Annotated in this window: 19 protein-coding genes; 8 read left to right on the forward strand and 11 right to left on the reverse strand. The window is 72.4% G+C overall.

The genetic code is table 11. The features are described 5' to 3' along the window. Window positions 1-56 precede the first annotated feature (56 nt). The 3 genes from ACGWYJ_RS28340 (at window position 57) to ACGWYJ_RS28350 (ending at window position 3,909) form a co-directional block, all read left to right on the forward strand. Window positions 57-1,313, forward strand: coding sequence for an SAM-dependent methyltransferase (locus ACGWYJ_RS28340; protein ID WP_395109451.1), 1,257 nt, complete (start codon window positions 57-59; stop codon window positions 1,311-1,313). 348 nt (window positions 1,314-1,661) lie between these two features. Continuing rightward, the gene (locus ACGWYJ_RS28345) at window positions 1,662-2,774 is read left to right on the forward strand and encodes a hypothetical protein (protein WP_395109452.1); all 1,113 of its coding nucleotides are present in this window, start codon (window positions 1,662-1,664) and stop codon (window positions 2,772-2,774) included. Window positions 2,775-2,949: 175 nt separating this feature from the next. Continuing rightward, window positions 2,950-3,909 carry a phosphotransferase family protein gene (locus tag ACGWYJ_RS28350; RefSeq protein WP_395109453.1) on the forward strand — a complete coding sequence of 320 codons (960 nt, stop codon included), beginning with the start codon at window positions 2,950-2,952 and terminating at the stop codon, window positions 3,907-3,909. A gap of 192 nt (window positions 3,910-4,101) precedes the next feature. On the opposite strand, the gene tsaD is transcribed toward ACGWYJ_RS28350, so the two are convergent. The 9 genes from tsaD to ACGWYJ_RS28395 form a co-directional block, all read right to left on the reverse strand. Further along, window positions 4,102-5,124 (reverse strand): tRNA (adenosine(37)-N6)-threonylcarbamoyltransferase complex transferase subunit TsaD, encoded by a 1,023-nt coding sequence (gene tsaD / locus ACGWYJ_RS28355; RefSeq protein ID WP_395109454.1) that lies wholly within the window; start codon window positions 5,122-5,124, stop codon window positions 4,102-4,104. After that, window positions 5,121-5,636, reverse strand: a complete 516-nt coding sequence (gene rimI, locus ACGWYJ_RS28360) for a ribosomal protein S18-alanine N-acetyltransferase (protein WP_395109455.1) — start codon at window positions 5,634-5,636, stop codon at window positions 5,121-5,123. The genes tsaD and rimI overlap by 4 nt, the downstream gene beginning before the upstream one ends. Then, entirely contained in the window at window positions 5,633-6,307 is a 675-nt protein-coding gene (gene tsaB, locus ACGWYJ_RS28365; protein ID WP_395109456.1) for a tRNA (adenosine(37)-N6)-threonylcarbamoyltransferase complex dimerization subunit type 1 TsaB, read from the reverse strand. Before tsaB ends, rimI begins: the two co-directional genes overlap by 4 nt. Window positions 6,308-6,373: 66 nt before the next feature. Then, complete coding sequence (locus tag ACGWYJ_RS28370) at window positions 6,374-7,639, reverse strand: hypothetical protein (RefSeq protein WP_395109457.1); 1,266 nt, start codon at window positions 7,637-7,639, stop codon at window positions 6,374-6,376. Window positions 7,640-7,780: 141 nt separating this feature from the next. Beyond that, the gene (tsaE, locus tag ACGWYJ_RS28375) at window positions 7,781-8,254 is read right to left on the reverse strand and encodes a tRNA (adenosine(37)-N6)-threonylcarbamoyltransferase complex ATPase subunit type 1 TsaE (protein ID WP_395109458.1); all 474 of its coding nucleotides are present in this window, start codon (window positions 8,252-8,254) and stop codon (window positions 7,781-7,783) included. A 304-nt stretch (window positions 8,255-8,558) separates the two neighbouring features. Further along, entirely contained in the window at window positions 8,559-9,770 is a 1,212-nt protein-coding gene (locus ACGWYJ_RS28380) for an alpha/beta fold hydrolase (RefSeq protein ID WP_395109459.1), read from the reverse strand. Next, window positions 9,763-10,968 carry an alanine racemase gene (gene alr / locus ACGWYJ_RS28385; RefSeq protein WP_395109460.1) on the reverse strand — a complete coding sequence of 402 codons (1,206 nt, stop codon included), beginning with the start codon at window positions 10,966-10,968 and terminating at the stop codon, window positions 9,763-9,765. The genes ACGWYJ_RS28380 and alr overlap by 8 nt, the downstream gene beginning before the upstream one ends. A gap of 132 nt (window positions 10,969-11,100) precedes the next feature. After that, window positions 11,101-12,639, reverse strand: coding sequence for an NAD(P)H-hydrate dehydratase (locus ACGWYJ_RS28390; protein ID WP_395109461.1), 1,539 nt, complete (start codon window positions 12,637-12,639; stop codon window positions 11,101-11,103). A 53-nt stretch (window positions 12,640-12,692) separates the two neighbouring features. Then, window positions 12,693-13,046, reverse strand: a complete 354-nt coding sequence (locus ACGWYJ_RS28395) for a holo-ACP synthase (RefSeq protein WP_395109462.1) — start codon at window positions 13,044-13,046, stop codon at window positions 12,693-12,695. Between the two features lie 291 nt (window positions 13,047-13,337). On the opposite strand from ACGWYJ_RS28395, the gene ACGWYJ_RS28400 reads away from it, so the two are divergent. The 3 genes from ACGWYJ_RS28400 (at window position 13,338) to ACGWYJ_RS28410 (ending at window position 14,965) form a co-directional block, all read left to right on the forward strand. Continuing rightward, on the forward strand, window positions 13,338-14,228 hold the full coding sequence (locus tag ACGWYJ_RS28400) for a helix-turn-helix domain-containing protein (RefSeq protein WP_395109463.1): 891 nt from the start codon (window positions 13,338-13,340) through the stop codon (window positions 14,226-14,228). Window positions 14,229-14,243: 15 nt separating this feature from the next. Then, window positions 14,244-14,462 carry a DUF397 domain-containing protein gene (locus ACGWYJ_RS28405; protein ID WP_395109464.1) on the forward strand — a complete coding sequence of 73 codons (219 nt, stop codon included), beginning with the start codon at window positions 14,244-14,246 and terminating at the stop codon, window positions 14,460-14,462. A gap of 185 nt (window positions 14,463-14,647) precedes the next feature. Continuing rightward, complete coding sequence (locus ACGWYJ_RS28410; protein WP_395109465.1) at window positions 14,648-14,965, forward strand: DUF397 domain-containing protein; 318 nt, start codon at window positions 14,648-14,650, stop codon at window positions 14,963-14,965. A gap of 34 nt (window positions 14,966-14,999) precedes the next feature. Here ACGWYJ_RS28410 and glmS read toward each other — a convergent pair whose 3' ends face one another. After that, complete coding sequence (glmS, locus tag ACGWYJ_RS28415) at window positions 15,000-16,844, reverse strand: glutamine--fructose-6-phosphate transaminase (isomerizing) (protein ID WP_395109466.1); 1,845 nt, start codon at window positions 16,842-16,844, stop codon at window positions 15,000-15,002. Between the two features lie 123 nt (window positions 16,845-16,967). Between glmS and coaA the strand changes: the two genes are divergently transcribed. Beyond that, the gene (coaA, locus tag ACGWYJ_RS28420; protein WP_395109467.1) at window positions 16,968-17,927 is read left to right on the forward strand and encodes a type I pantothenate kinase; all 960 of its coding nucleotides are present in this window, start codon (window positions 16,968-16,970) and stop codon (window positions 17,925-17,927) included. 405 nt (window positions 17,928-18,332) lie between these two features. Then, window positions 18,333-19,283 (forward strand): DUF4132 domain-containing protein, encoded by a 951-nt coding sequence (locus ACGWYJ_RS28425; protein WP_395109469.1) that lies wholly within the window; start codon window positions 18,333-18,335, stop codon window positions 19,281-19,283. 122 nt (window positions 19,284-19,405) lie between these two features. Here ACGWYJ_RS28425 and ACGWYJ_RS28430 read toward each other — a convergent pair whose 3' ends face one another. After that, window positions 19,406-20,122 carry an ABC transporter permease gene (locus tag ACGWYJ_RS28430; RefSeq protein ID WP_395109471.1) on the reverse strand — a complete coding sequence of 239 codons (717 nt, stop codon included), beginning with the start codon at window positions 20,120-20,122 and terminating at the stop codon, window positions 19,406-19,408. Between the last annotated feature and the right edge of the window lie 63 nt (window positions 20,123-20,185).

Below are 20,185 nucleotides of genomic sequence, written 5' to 3' on the forward strand. Positions count from 1 at the left end.
GGCCGTACGGGAGACGCCGTGAGCGAACGTCCCCGCCGCCCGTTAACGTCCACTCTATGGACCTCCAGGCGTTCGGTGACCTGCGGGCTCCCGAGGGCCGGGAGGCGCTGGCGGCGGCCATGCGATCGGACCTGAGCGAGAGCGGCCTCCTGGCCACCGCCACGCGGCTGCGCGAGCGGCACCCGCCTGAATTGGTGCAGGCAGCGCTCACGCAGGCGCGGCTGCGGCGCAGGGCCCGCGCCAAGTTCGGGCCGGACGCCGATGTCATGTACTTCACGCATGCCGGGCTGGAGCAGTCCACCCGTGCCAGCGTCGCGGCCTACCGCGCCCGCCGCTTCGCCGACGTCCTCGGCAGCGAGGGGACGGTGCTCGACCTGGGCTGCGGCATCGGCGCGGACCTGATCGCGCGGGCGCGCGCCGGCCGCCCCGGTGAGGGCGTCGAGCGGGACCCTCTGACCGCCGAGGTCGCCCGCGCCAACCTGGCCGCGCTGGGGCTGGACGGCCTGGCCTCCGTACGGGTGGGCGACGCGCTCGCGCAGGACCCCGCCGGGTACGCGGCGGTGTTCGCCGACCCTGGACGGCGCACCGCGCGGGGCCGCGTCTTCGACCCCCGCTCGTACGAACCACCCCTGGACGCGGTGCTCGCCTTGGCGCGGCAGGCCCCCGCCGCCTGCGTCAAGGCGGCGCCGGGCATCCCGCACGAGGCCATCTGGGACGCCGACCCGGCCGTGGAGGCCGAATGGATCTCGGTGGGCGGCGAGGTCAAGGAGGCGGCGCTCTGGCTCGGCGACCTGGCCGGGCCCGCCTCGGCACGCCGCCGCGCCACCCTCATCCCGGGGGACGGAGAGGGCGCGGGCGGGGAGATCACGACGCTGGCCCCGGAGGAGGGCCTGGGTGAGCCGCCGGTCGGGGACTGGGGCCGATACCTGTACGAGCCGGACGGAGCCGTGATCCGCGCCGGGCTGGTGGCCGAGGTGGCGGCGCGGGTCGGCGGATGGCTGGCCGACCCGCGGATCGCCTACATCACCTCCGGGACGCTGGTGCCGACCCCGTTCGCCGCCGCGTACGAGATCGAGGACGCGCTGCCGTTCTCGGTCAAGCGGCTGCGCGCCGAGCTGCGCCGGCGCCGTCCCGGCTCGCTCACGATCAAGAAGCGCGGCTCGGCGGTCGACGTCGACCGGCTGCGGCACGACCTGGGCTTCGGCCGCCGCGCGGCGGGCCGGGACGGCGGCGAGTTGACGCTCGTGCTCACCCGGGTGGGCGATGACCCGGTCGCCCTGCTCGCGAGCCGGGCACACCGGCGGTCACCATAAAAGACCGGAGATCTTCGTCCGGGTAAATCCAGCACTCTTTACGTGATCGCCCGCGGCATGCGAACGGAAAGGCGCGAAGTCGCGTGGACACCGACCTCCAATAAAATGATCTTGCCGTGCCGGACCTGTCGAACTCCGCTGGCGACGCGGTCTTCCACCGCCTTCCGCCGGTCTCGCCGGAAACCACCGGATATCCCGCCCGTCCGGATCACCCTTTTCCCTCCCGCGGCGTGATGACTGTTCTTGGATCGGCGTGGGGGGCGTGTCACGCGCGCACTACAGTTGGCGGTTCGGATTTGATTACCGCGCGTCCATTTCCGAACGTGACGGCGCACGAAGGAGCATCGGGTGGAAACGAATCACAACTTCCTGCAGACGGGAGGCCCGCCGGTCTCCGACCGGATGCGGGAGTTGCTCGCCCGTGCGGCTCAGGACCACGTGTACTCGCAGCGGTCCAGCAGCGGCCAGGTGCTGGACGACATCCGCCGGCGCCTCGAAGGCGTGGAGTGGGCGCTGCGCGAGGTGCGCGAGGGGGGCTTGGGCGGGCTGACGGGGCAGCTCGACGGCGTCCGCGGCCAGGTGGAGGAGCTGTCGGGCAAGCCGCCCGGCTGGGCCGAGGGGCTGGCCCGGCACATCGAGGCGGTCGGCGAACGGGTCAAGCCGGTCGCCGAGCTGCCCGCTCTGTGGGCCGACGTCGGCGTGATGGCCGAGAACGTGGACGAGGCCCTGGCGCGCGTCCAGACCGCGATCGACTCGGCGGAGCGGATCGCCGAGGCCACCCGGCAGGCGTCCCAGCGCATGGAGGAGATGACCAAGCGGCTCGACCGGCTCCAGGGCGGCATGGAGGCCGCCTCGGTGCGCTTCAACCGGCTCGACAAGTCGCTGGCCGAGCTGGGGCACCGCGCCGAACGGCTGGACCATTCGATCAACGCGGTGTCCACCTGCGTCGACCACGCGCTGGGCGAGATGGCCGACCGGGTGGAGCAGGGCCTGGAGGCGGTCAACGGCCGGGTGGAGGGCGTCGGCGGCAGGCTGGACGGTCTCGACGGCCGCCTGGAGGGCCTGTCGGGCAAGCTGGCCGGGCTGGACGGGCGGCTGGCCGCCGTCGACGACCGGACCGGCGAACTCCAAGCGAAGGTGAACGAGCTGGTCAGGCGGCCCGCCTTCGACCACGGCGACCGGTTCGACGCGCTGGAGAAGCACCTGGCCGACGCCGTCGACCCGCTGCTCGAACAGCTGCGCACCCGGCCCGACAGGGACGAGGTCGAGGCGACCGTGGCGCGCCGCGTGGACCGCGTCCACCACGAGGTGGGCCGCCGGGCCGAGTCGGTGGAGGACCACGTCACCCGGCAGGTGACGTCCGCCCACGAGGACATGCTGAAGCGCCTGTGCACGCTGGAGGAGACGATGCTGGCGCTGGCCGAGGCCCTGCTGCGGACCCGCCGCGAGGACAAGGATTGAGAAGGTCAAAAGGAGGGCGCGCGGGGCGGCGGGAAACCGCCCCGCGCATCCTGTGGTTTGTCCGGCAATCGACGGAACCGTCCGAAGCATTGCCATCAAGGCACCTCGATGACGTGCATTTTGTTACGTTCCGTCTTCGCAAAATCACTCCCGATTCGCGGCCCCATCCGTTTTCATGGATCTCGTGACGCACCCATCGGCACCCTGCCTTCCGACCGGCTCGCAACCCAGCCGCGCCACGCTGCGCTGGGTGGAGGAGTGCCTGGGCCGGGGAGCGGAGGTCCGGCTGCTGCGGCCACTGGCGGGCGGCTCCGCGCACGCCAACCACGCGCTGCTGGTCGAGAGCCCGTCGGGCAGCCCGCACCGGCTGGTGCTGCGCCGCTGGGCCCGCGCCGGCGCCCGTTCCCGCGGCGGCGCGGGCGGCGACCCGCGCTTCGCCGACGCCGAGTTCTCCCCGGAACGCGAGATCGCCGCGCTGACGCTGCTGACGGGCTGCGAGGTCCCCACCCCGGCGCTGATCGCCGCCGACCCGGCCGGGGCCTACTGCGACGCGCCCACCCTGCTGATCACCCAACTGGGCGGGCATCCGCCCCGTCCCGCGCCCGCCGACCTGCCCGAATACCTCATCCAACTGGCCGCGGCGCTGCTGTCGGTGCACGGCAGGGCAGGCGGGGCGAGCATGCCGCCCTATGTGCCGTACAACCGGCTCGACCAGCGCCGCCCACCCCGGCACGCGCTACGCCCCGCGCTGTGGGAACGCGCCTTCGAGATCGCGTCCAGGCCCGCGCCCGACGCGCCCTCGGTCTTCATCCACCGCGACTACAACCCGGACAACACCCTGTGGTCCTACGGCAGGCTCACCGGGATCGTCGACTGGTCGGACGCCTCGTACGGCCCGCTGGCCATCGACATCGCCCACATGCGGCTGCACCTCGCCCTGCGCTACGGCTCCCGCGCCGCCGACCAGTTCGTGTCCGCCTTCGACCAGGTCTCAGGCGGCTACGCCCACGACCCGTACTGGGACCTGCGCTCCGTCCTCGATCTGCTCCCAGAGGACGACACCCACCACATAGGCGAGGCCACCATCCCCCTGGTAGAGAACTACCTGGCCGCCGTCCTCTCGCAATACACCTAGCCCCAACCACCCCAGCCGAGACCCCCAACCCCGAACGGCGCCCAAGCGCTGCGATCGCGAGCGAAGCCAGGGGCGAGCGAAGCGAGACCCTGATCGCGAAGCGAGCCGCCAAGGCGAGTCGAAGCGATGCGGCGATCGCACGCAAGCACGACAAGCGACGAGCCCCCAGGCGAGGAGCGCAGCTCGTGCTTGCTAAAAAGCCAGACTGCTGTCCGCCGGCAGGTCTAGTGGGGACGGGGGGCGGCCGGTGGAGATCAGTTCGGCGCCCATGGCTGCGACCATGGCGCCGTTGTCGGTGCACAGTTTGGGGCGGGGTGCGCGTAGCCGGATGCCCGCCGCGTCGCAGCGTTCCTGGGCGAGTGCGCGCAGGCGGGAGTTGGCGGCGACGCCGCCGCCGATGAGGAGGTCCTTCACCCCGTTGTCGCGGCAGACCTTGAGCGCTTTGTGGGTGAGGACGTCGACGACGGCCTCCTGGAACGAGGCGGCGACGTCGGCCACGGGCACCGGTTCGCCGGCGCGTTCCCTGGCTTCGACCCATCGGGCCACCGCGGTCTTCAGGCCGGAGAACGAGAAGTCGTAGGTGCCGTCGTCGTACTTGCCGCGGGGGAAGGGGATCGCGGCCGGGTCGCCTTCGCGGGCCCGCCGGTCGATGACGGGGCCGCCGGGGAAGCCGAGGTCGAGGACGCGGGCGACCTTGTCGAACGCCTCTCCGGCCGCGTCGTCCACGGTGGCGCCGAGCGAGTGCACCTCACCGGCGATGTCGGGGACGAGGAGCAGCGAGGAGTGCCCTCCCGAGACCAGCAGGGCCACGCACGGCTTGGGCAGCGCGCCGTGTTCGAGCTGGTCGACGGCCACATGGGCGGCCAGGTGGTTGACTCCGTACAGGGGCTTGCCGAGGGACAGCGCGTACGCCTTCGCGGCGGCCACGCCGACCATGAGCGCCCCGGGCAGTCCGGGGCCGGCGGTGACCGCGAACGCGTCGAGGTCGTCGAAGGCGACGCCCGCGTCCGCCAGGGCGCGTTCGATGGTCGGTCCCATGGCCTCCAGGTGCGCCCGTGACGCCACTTCCGGGACGACGCCGCCGAACCGGGCGTGTTCCTCCACGCTGGAGGCGACGGCGTCGGCCAGCAGGGTGTGGCCGCGGACGATGCCCACGCCGGTCTCGTCGCAGGAGGTCTCGATGCCGAGCACGAGGGGCTCGGAGTCTCGGATCACGGTGTCTGGTCCTCCCGCGCGGAACCGGTGGGGCGGGGCGCGGCGGTCATGTCCAGCCGGCGGCGCATCACGATCGCGTCGACTCCGGACGGCTGGTAGTAGCCCTTGCGGACGCCGATCCGCTCGAACCCGAAGTGCTCGTACAGCCTCCGCGCCCGGTGGTTGTCGGCCCGTACCTCCAGGAACACCTCCCTGCCGCCGCGCCGCCGCGCCTCGTCCAGCAGTTCGGTGAGCAGGGCGGTGCCGACGCCGCCGCCCTGCCGCTGGGGCTTGACGGCGATCGTCTGCACATCGGCCTGATCGCCCGCGGCGGCGAGCCCCGCGTAGCCGATGAGGTCGCCGCCGGGCGCCTCGGCCACCACGTAGTGACGGGTGTGGGGCTGGTCGGCCAGCTCGGCGAGCAGCATGTCCTCCGACCAGGCGTCATCGGGGAACAGGGTCCGTTCCAGCCGCAGCACCGCGGGCACGTCGGCGGTCTCCATCCTGCGCAGTCTCAGGCCCGTGCCGCTCACGCCGGGGTCACCTTCTTGCGCGGCCCCGGCTCCCTGGCGTCGGGGCGGCGCAGGTAGAGCGGGTCGGGCGGGAGCAGTTCCGGCCCGGGGGCGCCGGAGAGCCGCGACACGGTCAGCTCGGCCAGCGCCCCGGCCGTGGGCAGCAGCGGCTCCGGCGAGGCTCCGGAGGCGGCCAGCACGTCGGCGTAGATCGCCGCCCCCTCGCCGATCACCGGCAGCCCGTCCGGCACGTCGGCGGGACGGCCCACGGCGGGCTCGGTGACCCGTTCCTTGAACGAGGCGTACCGGGCCCAGTAGACCTCCTTGCGCCGGGCGTCGGTGGCGACGGCGAAGGGGGTGGTGCGTTTCGAGGCCCAGGCGATGATGTCCAGCGTGCAGACGCCGTGCACCGGTACGCGCAGCGTCTCGCCCATGGCCCGCGCGGTGACCAGCCCCACCCGCAGCCCGGTGTACGGGCCCGGGCCCACGCCCACGGCGATCGCGCTGAGATCGGCGGGGGTGGCCCCGGCCTCCGCCATCACGTCGGCGATGGCGGGGGTGAGCAGTTCCGCGTGCCTGCGGCGGTCGACACCGTCCGCCGAGCCGCGGGGCCGCACGCCCTCACCCGGCGACCACTCGTACAAGGCGACGGTGACCGCGGCCGTCGCGGTGTCGAAAGCCAAGACCAGCACGGATGGAAAGCGTACTGTAGGCGCCGCGTGACCGGTCCGCGTCGCGGGACGCGCGGGGCTCCGGCCTCAGCGCGAGCCGAGGGCTCCCACGACGCTCTTGGCGGCCTCGGTGGCGCCGCCCATCGCGCTGTCGGCCTTGAGGGGCTTGCCGCCGTTGCCGCCCGAGTAGTGGATGGTGACCAGGACGTTGACCACGCGGATGTTGGCGATGGCCTCGCCCGAGCCCTGGGACTCGTCCACGCTGTAGACGACGTAGCCCTCGTCGCCGACGCCCTGTATCGGCGCCTTCTCGGTCAGCTCCTGCCCGGCGAGCAGGGACTTGCCGGACTCGTCGGCCTTGCGCTCGTTGTCGAAGACGCCGCGCGCGACATCGGTGGGGGTCTGGTTCGGCGCCCCTTCGATGGCGCGCAGCTCGACGGTCAGCTGCCGTTTGTTGTCGCCGGTGTAGGCGCCCCAGACGCACTGGTTCCGCCGGTCGCTGCTCTGGTAGTTGTCGGCGCGGGTGCGGTCGGCCTTGGGCGCCAGCTTGTCGGCCACCTGCTTGTTCAGCAGTTCGCAGGCGTCGGGAACGATGGAGCGCTCGCCCTTGGAGGTCGGGGAGCTCCCGGCGGTGGCGGTTCCCACCTGCCCGGCGTCGTCGCCGCCCGAGCCGACCCCGCCGAGGAGGACGAAGGCGGCCAGCACGCTGGCGCCGACGGCCCCCACGACACCCGCCAGGATGAACGGGAGCCTCTTGCGCCCGGACCTGCGTTCGCGCACGATGCGGTGGCTTCCCGTGCCCGACCGGTACCCGCCGCTGCCGGGCGACCTGCGGGGCGGAGGCTGGCTCCGCCGGTAGTCGCCGCTGGTGGAGCCGTACTCGGCGCCGCGAAGCCCGTAGTCCCCGCTGCCGCCGCCCTGTGGACGGTACGTGTCGCCGCGCGAACCGTACGCGCCGCTGCCGCTCACGCCGTAGCCACCGCTCTCCCGGCTTCTGTACGCGCCGCTGCCCGTGCTGTACTCGCCCGAGCCGTATCCACCCGAGCTGTAGCCGCCGGATCCGGCCGGGTAGCCGCCCGAGCCGTATCCGCCCGTCCTGTAGCCACCGGAGCCGTAGCCGCCGCCCGTGCGGGTGGGGTCCTGGTCACGGTCGGGCGCGCCGTAGTCGCTGGGGAGGTAGCCGCCTCTCACCGTGCGGTACTCGCCGCTTCTCGGGTCGTACTCGTTCCCACCGGAAGGTCCGTATCCGTAGTCGCCGCTTTCCGCAGGGTAACCGCCGCTCCGCCGGTTCCGGTCGGCCTCCCAGCCGGGGCCGTCCGTCCGCTGACCTCCGCCGCGATGGTTACCACTCACCGGAACCCTCCGAGGGAAAGCTGATATGCCTTGAAGGTGAGGTTCGTTCGGCAAAGAGTATGTCATCCCGCCGTAAAGTGAGATCCCCCGGGCTTAGGGTAAAAACACGAAAGATTCTCGTGTCGGGTGAGTCGCGGGGTGTCAAGCGAGCTCGGCGGGCAGTCCGGACCAGCGCTCACCGACCCCGATGATCTTTAGTCGGCGGGTCTCCGAAGCGCCGTCGCCGCGCTCAATGATCACTTCCAGCCGATCGTCCGCGAGCCCTTCCGCCAGCCCGCGGCCCCATTCCACGACCGTCACCGAATCCTCGGCGGTGGCGTCGAGATCGAGGTCGTCGAGTTCGGCGAAACCGCCCAGCCGGTAGGCGTCCGCGTGGACCAGCGCGGGCCCGTCCGCCAGCGGGGGATGCACCCGCGCGATGACGAAGGTGGGCGAGGTGATCGGCCCGCGCACCTTCAGCCCCTCGGCGATACCCTGCGTAAGCGTGGTCTTACCTGCCCCCAGGTCGCCGGTGAGCACCAGAAGGTCCCCGGCTCGCAGCAGGGCCCCGAGCCGGGCGCCGAGCGACCGCATGCCGGCCGCCGTGGGCACTTCGAGGTGGATCTCCACGCTCATTTCCCGGCCGCCCGTCCATGGCCGCCGTTCCGCCGGAACGCGGCGCGCACGCCGAGCGCGGCATCCCCCGCGCCATGCGAGTTCCCGGTGCCGCACGGCCGCATCAGGACGAGCATTTCTTCCCTTTCCTCCAGCTTCCTTGGGCTTGTGGAACTTTGTTGCGGTCCAACGGTGTCACCCGGAAACGCCTTTCGTCTCCGGAACCGTCCCTGCCGCTCCCTTACCGCGGCGGCATAGGCGAAATCACCGATCGGCCGCGCGCTTCCAAGTACACGCGATCCGGGCCCCGAGCGCGAATCGAGGGTCAGGCGGAACGTTCCTCGCGTCCCGCGCGGATCCGGTCGACCAGCCGCCGCAGGCCGCCGGTCACCACGCCCGGGTACTCCAGCGGGAGCACGTGACCGGCGTCGCCGACCTCGACGTACTCGGCGTCCGGCAGGGCCTCGGCGATGTTGCGGCCGTGCTCGGGCGGGGTCAGCCGGTCCTCGCCGCCGGACACCACCAGCACGGGCACCCGGCCCAGGGTCTCCAGCGCGTCCAGCTTGTCGTGGGCGATCAGCGCCGGATAGAACTCGGCGATCACGTCGATCGGGGTGGCCCTGATCATCTGCTCCAGGAAGTCCACCACGGTCGGGCTCACCCGCCGGTCCGCGAAGGCCATCCGGCGGGTGACGATGAAGGCCAGGTCGGCGCCCAGCGCGCGGGCGCGGTCCACCAGGTCGGCGCGGCGGCCCAGGCCGCGCAGCGTGCCCGGCGCCAGCGGCCGCAGCACCTTGGCCAGCACCATCGGCAGGCCCAGCGTCATCTCGGTCAGGTTGCCGCACGAGGTGTTGACCAGCGCGACGCCCACGACGCGGGGGCCGTCGCGCCCCGCCTCGAACACCTCGGGATGCCGGTCGGCCAGCGCCATGATCGACATGCCGCCCATCGAGTGGCCCACCAGCACGACCTCGCCGCCGGGACGGACGGTGGCGCGCAGCACCGCGTACAGGTCCTCGCCGGTCTGCTCGATCGTGGCGTGGGTGGGCTTGCTGCGCCCGGAACGGCCGTGGCTGCGCTGGTCCCAGAACACCAGCCTGGGCCGCCCGCGACCGGCCTGCCGCCTGCCGCGCGCGCCGTCCCCGCCGCCCGGCACCGTGCTGTCGAGCGAGTACCGCAGGTCGCGGCGCTGGAAGTGCCAGGTGTCCTGGTTGAGCGCGTAGCCGTGGCTGAACACGATCGTCAGCCGGTCCCCCGGAGGCGGACCCCCGGACCCGCCGGGCTTCGTCCCCAGAGCGGCGAGGGGCGCGTCCTCCGGCTCGTCGATCTCCACGTGCAGCGGGACCCCGTCGTCGGCCAGCACGGTGAGCGCGTTCCCGCGCAGTTGGCCGAACGGCTCGTCGGCGTCCGGGTCGGGACGCAGCCTGACCCGGCCCACCGCCAGCCGGCGGAGCCCCACGGCGGCGCCGATCCCGGCCGCGCCGATGCCCGCGACCGCCCCGGCGATGCCGATCCTGCGCCCGCGCTTGCTAACCATCCACGCTCCCTGTCTCCACGCTCCCGGGCTCCTCGTTCCCGGGCTTCGCGCCCCTGTGCCCGGGATCCTCCGTGTACACCCGGGGCACCCGTGACCCGATGCGCGTGACGATCTCATACGAGATCGTTCCCAGCGCGTCCGCCCACTCCTGAGCGGTCGGCTCGCCGCGCTCGCCCGTCCCGAACAGGACGATCTCGTCCCCGGCGGCCAGCGTGTCGTCGCCGAGGTCGATCACGAACTGGTCCATGCAGACCCGTCCGGCGATCCGGCGCCGCCGCCCGGCGGCCAGCACCTCCAGCACGTTCGACCCGTGCCGGGGGATGCCGTCGCCGTAGCCCGCCGGGACGAGCGCCAGGTTGGTCCCACGGCCGGTGACGTAGGTATGGCCGTAGGAGACGCCGCTGCCCTCAGGGACGCGCTTGAGCAGCGCCGCGCCCGCGACCAGCGTCATGGCGGGACGGAGCCCGAACGTGCCCTCGCGCGGCACCGGGGTCAGCCCGTACACGGCGATCCCCGGACGCACCAGGTCGAACCGCGCCTCGGGGATCGTCAGCGTGGCGGCGGAGTTGGACAGGTGCCGCACCTCGGGACGGATCCCGGCCTTCTCGGCGTGCTCCACCATCTCCTGGAACGCCGAGAGCTGGCGCCCGATGGACGGATGGCCCGGCTCGTCGGCGCAGGCGAAGTGCGACATCAGGCCCACGACCCGCAGCAGGCCCTCGGCCTCGGCCGCCAGCGCCGCGTCCACCAGGGCGGGCCAGTCCTCGCCGGTGGCGCCACCCCGTGACATCCCCGTGTCGGCCTTGAGGTGGATCCGCGCGGGAACGCCCGCTCGGCGCGCGGCCTCCGCGATCTCCTTGACCAGCCACGGCGCGCCCGCGGCCAGGTCGAGCCCGGCTTGGACGCCCTTGTCGTAGGGCTCCCCCGGCACGCCGAGGCAGACCAGCGTCCGCACGCCGCCGGGCCCGCGCCCGGCGAGCCCGGCCTCGTGGAGTTCCAGCCCTTCGGCGAGCTTGGCGACCCCCAGCCAGGTGGCGCCTCCCGCCAGCGCGGCGCGGGCGGCGGGCACCAGCCCGTGCCCGTACCCTTCGGCCTTCACCATGGCCATGACCTCGGCACCGGCGGCCCGGTCACGCAGCAGCGCGACGTTCTCGCCGATCGCGCCCAGGTCGACGCGTGCCTCCGCAGGACTGCTCATGGTCACCAAGTGTGCCGCCTCCGTGCCGTGATCGCGCCTGGTCACGCGCGGCACGGCCGATCCCACGGGATTTCTTTCCCCTTTGGACGCAAGCGTCCGTTATGGGGTTCGCCAGGCTCTCTTCACCCTCCGTCACCAGATCGCGCGGAAGGCGGCGGGCAGCGCCTCGATGACGTCGTACGCGCTGATCGGCGCCTCACCGGCACGCCCGTCCACCCCCCTGCCCGTGAACGGCGGGGACGGCATGAACGGCGCTGACGGACCGGCCGCCGCGGGCGGTCCGGCGGTGGCGATGCGCCCGGCGAGCCCGTGCAGGTACGCCCCGGCGGCGGCGGCGTCCAGCGGCGGCATCCCGCCCGCCAGCAGCGCCCCGATCAGGCCGGACAGGACGTCGCCCGTCCCCGCGGTGGCCAGCCACGGCGTGCCGGTCGGGTTCACCCGGACCGGGCGGTCCACCTCGGCCACCAGCGTCGTCGAGCCCTTGAGGAGCACGGTGGCGGGCAACTCCGACGCGGCGCGGCGCACGTGCTCCAGCCGCCGCGCCTCGATGGCCTCCCGGTCCGCGTCGATCAGCCGGGACAGCTCGCCCGCGTGCGGGGTCAGCACGGTCGGGGACGGGCGGCGCAGCAGCTCACGGCGGCGGGCCACGATGGTCAGCCCGTCGGCGTCCACCAGGACGGGCAGGTCCGTGGCGAGCACGGCCTCGACCAGCGACTCGGCCCCCTCGCCCGTCCCCAGGCCGGGGCCCACCACCCACGCCTGCACCCGCCCGATCTTCTCCAGCGCGTCCGGCTTGGGCTCGATCACCGTGGTCACGGCCTCCGGCCAGCGGTGCCGCACCAGCTCCACCGCGTGCGGGACGGACGCGAACCGCACCATGCCCGCGCCCCCGTGCACGGCGCCGCCCGTGCACAGGACGGCGGCGCCCGTGAGGCCCTCGCCGCCCGCCAGGATGCCCACGACGCCGCGCCGGTACTTGTCCGACTCGGCACGCGGCTCGGGAGGCTGGACGTCCTCGGGCCAGGCGGCGACCACGTCCGGGTCGCTCAGGTCGGGTCCCAGGCCGATGTCGACCAGCTTCACCACGCCGCAGTACGCCGCGCCCGGGTCGATCAGCAGGCCGGGCTTGTGGGTGCCGAAGGTGACGGTGACGTCGGCGCGCACGGCCGCGCCGTCCACCCGTCCCGTGCCGGCGTCGACGCCGCTCGGCACGTCGCACGCCACGACGGTCGCGGTGGACGCGGAGGCGAGCCCGGCCAGCGTGGCGTGCGGCTCGCGCAGGGACCCCGACCCGCCGATCCCGGTCAGCCCGTCGATGACCAGGTCGGCGTCCGCGATCAGCTCGGCCGCCTCGGACTCGGGCGGCACCGCGCGGCCACCGGCGGCCTTCAGCGCGGCCAGCCCCTCCGGGTGGATCTTCGAACCGGCCGCCACCGCGTGGACCCGTGCCCCGCGGCGTGCCAGGCGCGCGCCCGCGTACAGGGTGTCGCCGCCGTTGTCGCCGCTGCCCACAAGGAGCACGACGCGCGCGCCGTACACCCGGTCCAGCAGCCCGGCGCAGACGGCCGCGAGCCCGGCGGCGGCCCGCTGCATCAGGGCGCCCTCCGGCAGCCGGGCCATCAGCGCCCGCTCGGCCGCCCGAACCTTGCCGACCTCGTGCGCGTACCTCATCCGCCCTCCGTCCCCAAGTCAGTCCACTTTCGAGTCTGCCCAGGTCATCCCGGTCATCCCGTCTCGGCGACCACGATGGCGGTGGCGATGCCGCCGTCATGGCTGAGCGAGACGTGCCAGCGGGTGACGCCGCGTTCGGCGGCCGCGGCGGCGACCGTGCCGGTGACGCTCAGCGTCGGACGGCCGTCACCGGCCCGTCCGATCTCGGCGTCGGTCCACAGCAGCCCCCGCGGCGCGCCCAGCGCCTTGGCCAGCGCCTCCTTGGCGGCGAACCTGGCCGCCAGCGAGCGCCCGGCCAGGTCGCGCTCCACCTCGGTGAACAGACGTCCCCGCAGCCCCGGGGTGCGCTCCAGCGCACGCTCGAACCTGGCGATGTCCACGACGTCGATGCCCACACCCACGATCACCCGTCCAGAATCCCACGGCGGTGCCCTCCGTCCCCGCGCACCCGCTGACCAATCCGCCGTGCCGCGCCTGACCTGGCGCGACCACCCGATCACCGCCGCTCGGAATACAGTGGCGTTGCGATCGAATACCCGCGCGCGCAGGTTGCCGTGCAAGTTACGGTTTCCTCTACACGGGCGATCCCGTACCCCACAGTTTTGAAGAATCCCCATCGGAGAGCCTTACCCCGCCGCGGCGTCGCAAAGGCGCGAGCCGCGCGGGAAGGGCTCGGCAGGGGTGGAGAGGCCGCAGCGATGAGCGCATCCCCCCGTCCCTCCGTCCGGCAGCGCCGGCTCGCCGCCGAACTGCGCCGGATGCGCGAGCAGAACGGGCTGACCGGTGACGAGGTCGCCGACCGCCTCACCTGGTCGACCGCCAAGGTGAGCCGGATCGAGAACGCCCGCACCGGCGCCAAGATCGCCGATGTGCGGCTGCTGCTCGACCTGTACGAGGTGGACGGCCCGCGCCGGGAGGAGATCATCGCGCTGGCCCGGGACGCGGCCGAACGCGGCTGGTGGGAGGAGTATCGCGACCTCATCGGCGGCTACCCGGACTACATCGCCATGGAGGACGAGGCGAGCCTGATCCGGCAGTGGGAGACGCACATCATCCCGGGGCTGCTGCAGACCGAGGCGTACGCCCGTACGGTCGTGTCCGGCTACAACACCATCGCGGCGACCCCGCCGCGCGAGATCGACCGGCGGGTCGAGGTGCGGATGCGGCGCCAGGGGATCCTGCACCGCGTCCCCGATCCGGCGGAATTGTGGGTCATCATCGACGAATCAGCGCTCTGGCGACTGGTCGGGGATAATTCGGTCATGCTGGATCAGATGCGGCATTTGACCACCATTATGCAGTTGCCCAATGTACGGCTCCAGGTATTCCCAATGAATGCGCCACACCCACTCATGGAGGGCTCTTTCACGCTGCTTGAGTTCGCCGCTTCCCATGACGTGACGTTCCCCGATATCGTGCATACCGAGAGTCTGGCGGTAAGCCATTTCGAGGACGAGATGACCACCCATCTCTTCCGTCTCGCCCACGACACATTGGCCGAGGCGGCGCTGGGTGCCGCCGAGTCCCGAGACTTCATCGCGGAGATTCTCAACGCATGGCAGGAACAAGTATCGAATCGCAGCCACTGAACTAAAGGATGTCGCGTGGCCTCCGCTGAAACCGACCCGATCTCCTGGCGCAAGAGCAGCCGTTGCGCCGCCAACGGCTCCTGCGTCGAAATCGCCGCACTTGCCCCGTCACGGGCGATCGCCGCCCGTGACGCCACGTACGGCGACGCAAGCCCGGTCCTGCTGTTCTCCGCCGGGGAATGGCGCTCGTTCACCGACCGGATCAAGCGAGGAGATCTCGAACCGTCCTCCTGAGGACACGCTGGGCCCGGGCCGGAACGTCCGCCCGGGCCTTCGTCATGTCCGGGGGCCGTGGTGTCCGGCCGGCCACCCACCCCGGCATGGCGCGCCAGTATGCGGTGGCGGGCAGGTCAGCCGACTCGTGACCTTTAATGGCGGTTGGAGGCATTTGGCATCGGCCACACCGTGGTGGCCGCAGGGTGGCCACCACGGTGGCCGGCACGGTGGTCACGGTGTACCGGCCATGGCGCGCCGGGCCACGGCGAGGAGATCGGATGCTCACCGACGGGACGAGCGGGCACGGCTGGCGGCGGAGCAGACGCTGCCAGTCCAACAACGGCTGCGTGGAGGTCGCCCGGGCGGAGGCTCCCACCGGACCCTTGATCGCGATCAGGGACGGGACGCTGCCCGCCACCGGAGCCCTGGCGCTGGAACCCGGCGCGTGGCGCGCCCTGCTGCACCGGCTCAAAGCGGGCAACCTGGACCTGCCCACGGACATGCCCGTACGCGACGCCTGACCCGCACGGCCGTCAGGGCGATCCGCGGACCCCGCTACTCGACCGTGACGGACTTGGCCAGGTTGCGCGGCTGGTCGACGTCGTGGCCCTTGGCGGTGGCCAGCTCGCAGGCGAACACCTGGAGCGGCACCGTGGTCACCAGAGGCTGGAGCAGCGTCGGCACGGCCGGGACGGCGATCAGCGTGTCGGCGTACGGCTCGACCGAGGTGTCGCCCTCCTCGGCGATCACGATGGTGCGGGCGCCACGGGCCCGGATCTCCTGGATGTTGGACACGATCTTGTCGTGCAGCACGTCCCGCGCGCGCGGCGGGACCACCACCACGACCGGCAGGCCCTCCTCGATCAGCGCGATCGGGCCGTGCTTCAGCTCACCCGCCGCAAAGCCCTCGGCGTGCATGTACGCCAGCTCCTTGAGCTTCAGCGCGCCCTCAAGGGCCACGGGGAAGCCCACGTGCCGTCCCAGGAACAGCACGCAGCGCTCGCCCGCCAGCGACCGGGCCAGCTCCCGGACGGGCTCCATGGTCTCCAGGACCTTGTCCACCTTCTCCGGCATCTGCGCCAGGAGCTGGATCATGGCGAACACCTCGTCGCCCCACTTGGTGCCGCGCACCTGCGCCAGGTACAGCGCGATCAGGTACACCGCCACGAGCTGGGTGAGGAACGCCTTGGTGGACGCGACGGCGATCTCCGGGCCCGCGTGGGTGTACAGGACGCCGTCGCACTCGCGCGGCAGCGTGGAGCCGTTGACGTTGCAGATGCCCAGCACCTTGGCGTGCTGCTCGCGGGCGTGCCGGACCGCCATCAGCGTGTCCATCGTCTCCCCCGACTGGGAGATCGCGATGACCAGCGTGGAACGGTTCAGGATCGGGTCGCGGTAGCGGAACTCGTGCGCCAGCTCCACCTCGCAGGGCAGCCCGGCCCAGTGCTCGATGGCGTACTTGGCGATCAGCCCGGCGTGGTTGGCGGTGCCGCAGGCCACGATGATGACCTTGTCGACCTCGCGGAGCTCCTGGTCGGGCATCCGCATCTCGTCCAGGATCAGCCGGCCGTCGGTGCCGATCCGGCCGAGCAGGGTGTCGGCGACCGCCCGCGGCTGCTCGGCGATCTCCTTGAGCATGAAGTAGTCGTAGCCGCCCTTCTCCGCGGCCGACACGTCCCAGTCGACGTGGTACTCCTTCACCTCGGCGGGACGCCCGGCGAAGTCGGTGACCACCACCCTGTCGGGGCGCAGCTCCACCACCTGGTCCTGGCCCAGCTCGATCGCGTCGCGGGTGTGGGCGATGAACGCGGCCACGTCGCTGGCCAGGAAGTTCTCGCCCTTCCCCAGGCCGACCACCAGCGGTGAGTTGCGGCGGGCGCCCACCACCAGGTCGGTGTCGCCGGTGTGGACGGCCACCAGGGTGAAGGCCCCCTCCAGCCGCCGGCACACGCGCCGCATGGCGTCGGGAAGCCCGCCGCCCCGCTTCAGCTCGTCCTCCAGCAGGTGCGCGACGGCCTCGGTGTCGGTGTCGGAGCGCAGCTTGTGACCGGCCTCCTCCAGCTCGGCCCGCAGCCTGGCGAAGTTCTCGATGATCCCGTTGTGGATGACCGCGACCGTCCCCGTGCAGTCGGTGTGCGGGTGCGCGTTGCGGTCGTTCGGCGGGCCGTGCGTGGCCCAGCGGGTGTGCCCCATCCCGGTGGTGCCGGCGGGCGGCGGCTCCTCTTCGAGCGCGTTGCGCAGGTTAACCAGCTTCCCCGCACGCTTGGCCGTGGTCAGCCTCCCGTCGGCCAGGACGGCCACCCCGGCCGAGTCGTAGCCGCGGTACTCCAGCCGCGCCAGTCCTTCGACCACGACGTCCAGTGCCGGCTTGGCGCCGACGTACCCAACGATTCCGCACATGGGGGCAAGCCTATGCGGTCGCCTTCCCGGGCCCCACCTTCATCCACCGTAGAGGCGTGGCTATAGCGTGAACGACCGCGGAAGCGCCGGTATACGCGTGAGACCGGTGATTACTGTTCAACCATGACGAGCGGATGGAACAGCGTGTCTGGTCCTCACAGCGTTCCCAGCCCCTATGTGGAACTCTCCCGCGACGCCTGGCGCGCGCTCCGGGAGAACACCCCGCTGCCGCTGACGCCGGGCGAGCTGGACGCGCTGCGCGGCCTCCGCGACCCCATCGACATCACCGAGGTCGAGGAGGTCTACCTGCCGCTGTCCCGGCTGCTCAACCTGTTCTTCCTGGCCGAGGGCGGCCTGCGGGACACCGTCGGGACGTTCCTGGGCGAACGGGTGGAGCCCACCCCGTTCATCATCGGCGTGGCGGGCAGCGTCGCGGTCGGCAAGTCCACCACGTCCCGGCTGCTGCGGACCCTGCTGGCGCGCTGGCCCGAGCACCCCACCGTGGAGCTCGTCACCACCGACAGCTTCCTGTACCCCAACCGGATCCTCACCGAGCGCGGGATCATGGACAGGAAGGGCTTCCCCGAGTCCTACGACCGGCGGGCGCTGGTGCGGTTCGTCTCGTCGATCAAGGCGGGGGCGCCCGAGCAAGAGATCCCGGTCTACTCGCACCTGGAGTACGACATCGTCCCGGGCGCGTCGCAGGTGGTGCGGCGTCCCGACATCCTGATCGTGGAGGGCCTCAACGTCCTCCAGGCGCCGCCGCCCGGACAGCTCGGCGTGTCGGACTTCTTCGACTTCTCGATCTATGTGGACGCGCGGGTCGAGGACATCCGGCAGTGGTACATCGACCGGCTGTTCGCCCTGCGCCGCACCGCGTTCACCGATCCCCGGTCGTACTTCCACAAGTACGCGCACGAGCTGGACGAGGACGAGACGGCCGCGTTCGCGCAGCGGGTCTGGCGGGACGTCAACGAGATCAACCTGGTGTCGAACATCCTGCCGACCAGGGCCCGCGCCACCCTCGTCCTGCACAAGGCCCGCGACCACAGCGTCCAGCGATTCCGGCTCAGGCGGATCTGAGCCGCCGTGTCGGGCCCGTGTCCTAGGGTTCCCGACCATGGACTCCCTTCCCGAGCTTCTGGTCGATCCGCCCTGGGAGAAGGCCGCACGGCGGTCCGCGCTCACCGGGCAGAAGGAGCCGGCGCAGCGCGTCGTCCCCGGCCTCGAACCACCGTCCGGCCTGGCCGTCGCCTGGGCGCCGGGGTGGCGGGAGCAGTGGCGGGAGGCACCGGTCTACCTCAGCGCCTACACCCGCACCCTGGACGAGCTCATCAACAACTACCTGGCCGGGCAGCCCGTTTACCCGCCGATCGAGGCCGCGATGCTCGCCACGGGGCCCGAGGAACGGATCCGCCCGCTCGTCCCGGACTGGCGCCCGAAGTACATCACACCCGGGACTATTTCACCGGCCATGGCCTGGCGACGGTGCCGTTCCTGGTCCCGGACGCGGTGGGGAAGGCGCGTCCGCCCCGCCGCAAGGCCACCGCCGCCCTGGCCTGGGTGGCCGCGGAGCACGGCGCGGACGCGGTGGTGAAGGCCGCCCGGGTGTTCGGCGACGAACCGGCGGAGATCGTCGAGGAGGCGCTGTCGGCCGGGACGCCGATCCCCGGCGTGCACGGGAAGCCCGGCGAGGAGTCGCCCAAGGCCCCGGCCGCCTACCGGCGCTACGCCGCCCTCAAGAAGGACGTCCGCACGATCGCCGCCGACCAGATCCGGCGGCTGGAGGCCGCCATGGTCGCCGGCCGCCGCTGGACGCCGGAGGAGTTCCGCGCCTCCTTCGCCGATCACCCGCTCATCCGGCACATCGCCCGCCGCCTGGTCTGGCTCGCGGACGACCGTTCGTTCCGCATCGCCGAGGACCGGACCCTGGCCGACTCCGCCGACACCCAGTTCACCCTGCCCGCCTCGGCCCGGATCGGCATCGCGCACCCGCTGCACCTCGGCGAGGACGCCGCGGCCTGGTCGGAGCTGTTCGCCGACTACGAGATCACCCAGCCGTTCCCGCAGCTCGGCCGGCCCGTCCACGCCCTCACCGGGGACGAGCGCGCCGCCTCGCGGCTGGCCGCGTTCGCGGGCGCGCGGGTGCCGACGGGCATGGTCCTCGGCCTGATCAGGTACGGCTGGGAGCGCGGCATCCCGCAGGACGGCGGCGTCGAGCACGACATCTCCCTCCAGGTCACCCCCGACCGCGCAATCATGATCTATCTCGACCCCGGCATCGCCGCCGGCGCCGTCGACGTCTTCCCCGAACAGACCATCCGCGAAGTGCTGATCTACAAGACCCTGGGCGTGAAGGGCGACGCGGCGTTCGGCGAACTCGACCCCGTCATCGCCTCCGAGGTCCTGGCTCAGCTCACCGCCCTCACCGGCGGCTGACCGCGCCCCCCGTCAGGCCCAAGCCTCGGATCCGGCCGCGTCCGCCTGGACGATGACCTGGGATCTGAAGCCGGACATCAGCGGCGTTCCGGTCGGCGGCCACGGGCCACGCCGCACGGGCCTCACTCGGCGCTGGCCACCGACAGGGAGCGCAGCCGCACCACGGCGAGCAGCGTGCCGGCGACCGTCACCAGCGCCAGCAGCGGGACCGCCACGCCCAGGTCGACCGTCGAGGTGACGTCCGCGACACCGGTCAGCGCGTCGGTCACCGACAGCGCCCACTGCTGGACGGACGCCGACCTGGCGCCCGGCGCGAAGTTGCCCAGCAGGCTCTCCCACACCAGCGCGTACAGCAGCCCGACCGTGACGGCGTTCCGGCTGATCACGCCGAGCGCCACGAAGATCGCGCCGTAGGCGACGCCGCCCACCAGCACGCCCACCGTGAACGCCGAGGCCAGTCCCTCGGCCGTCCCGATCAGCAGCAGCCCGGCCACCAGGGTCGGCAGCACCGCGAACACCACGATCAGCCCGATCGCCACCGCCAGCTTGGTCAGCACGATGACCTGCCGCGGCACGGGCTTGGTCAGCACGTACATGATCTGGCCGTCGTCGATCTCCGGGCCGATCACCCCGGTCCCCGCGATCAGCGCCAGCAGCGGCAGCAGGGTCGTCAGCGAGATGCGCTGCAGGACGGTGACCGACACCTCCATGTCGGCGATCCCGGTCGCGCGCAGGATCCCCGCCAGCACCAGCATCAGCGCCGGCAGCCCCAGCAGGAGCAGCGCGCGCCGCCGCCCCAGCATCGACCGAAGCGTGATCATCGCGATCGTCGCGTTCATGCTCTCCCTGCCTCGCTCACTGCGCGTCCCGGTGCATGGCGGATGTTCATCGGGGGGCGGCCG

Source organism: Actinomadura sp. SCN-SB, from assembly GCF_043906805.1.
GTDB lineage: Bacteria > Actinomycetota > Actinomycetes > Streptosporangiales > Streptosporangiaceae > Spirillospora.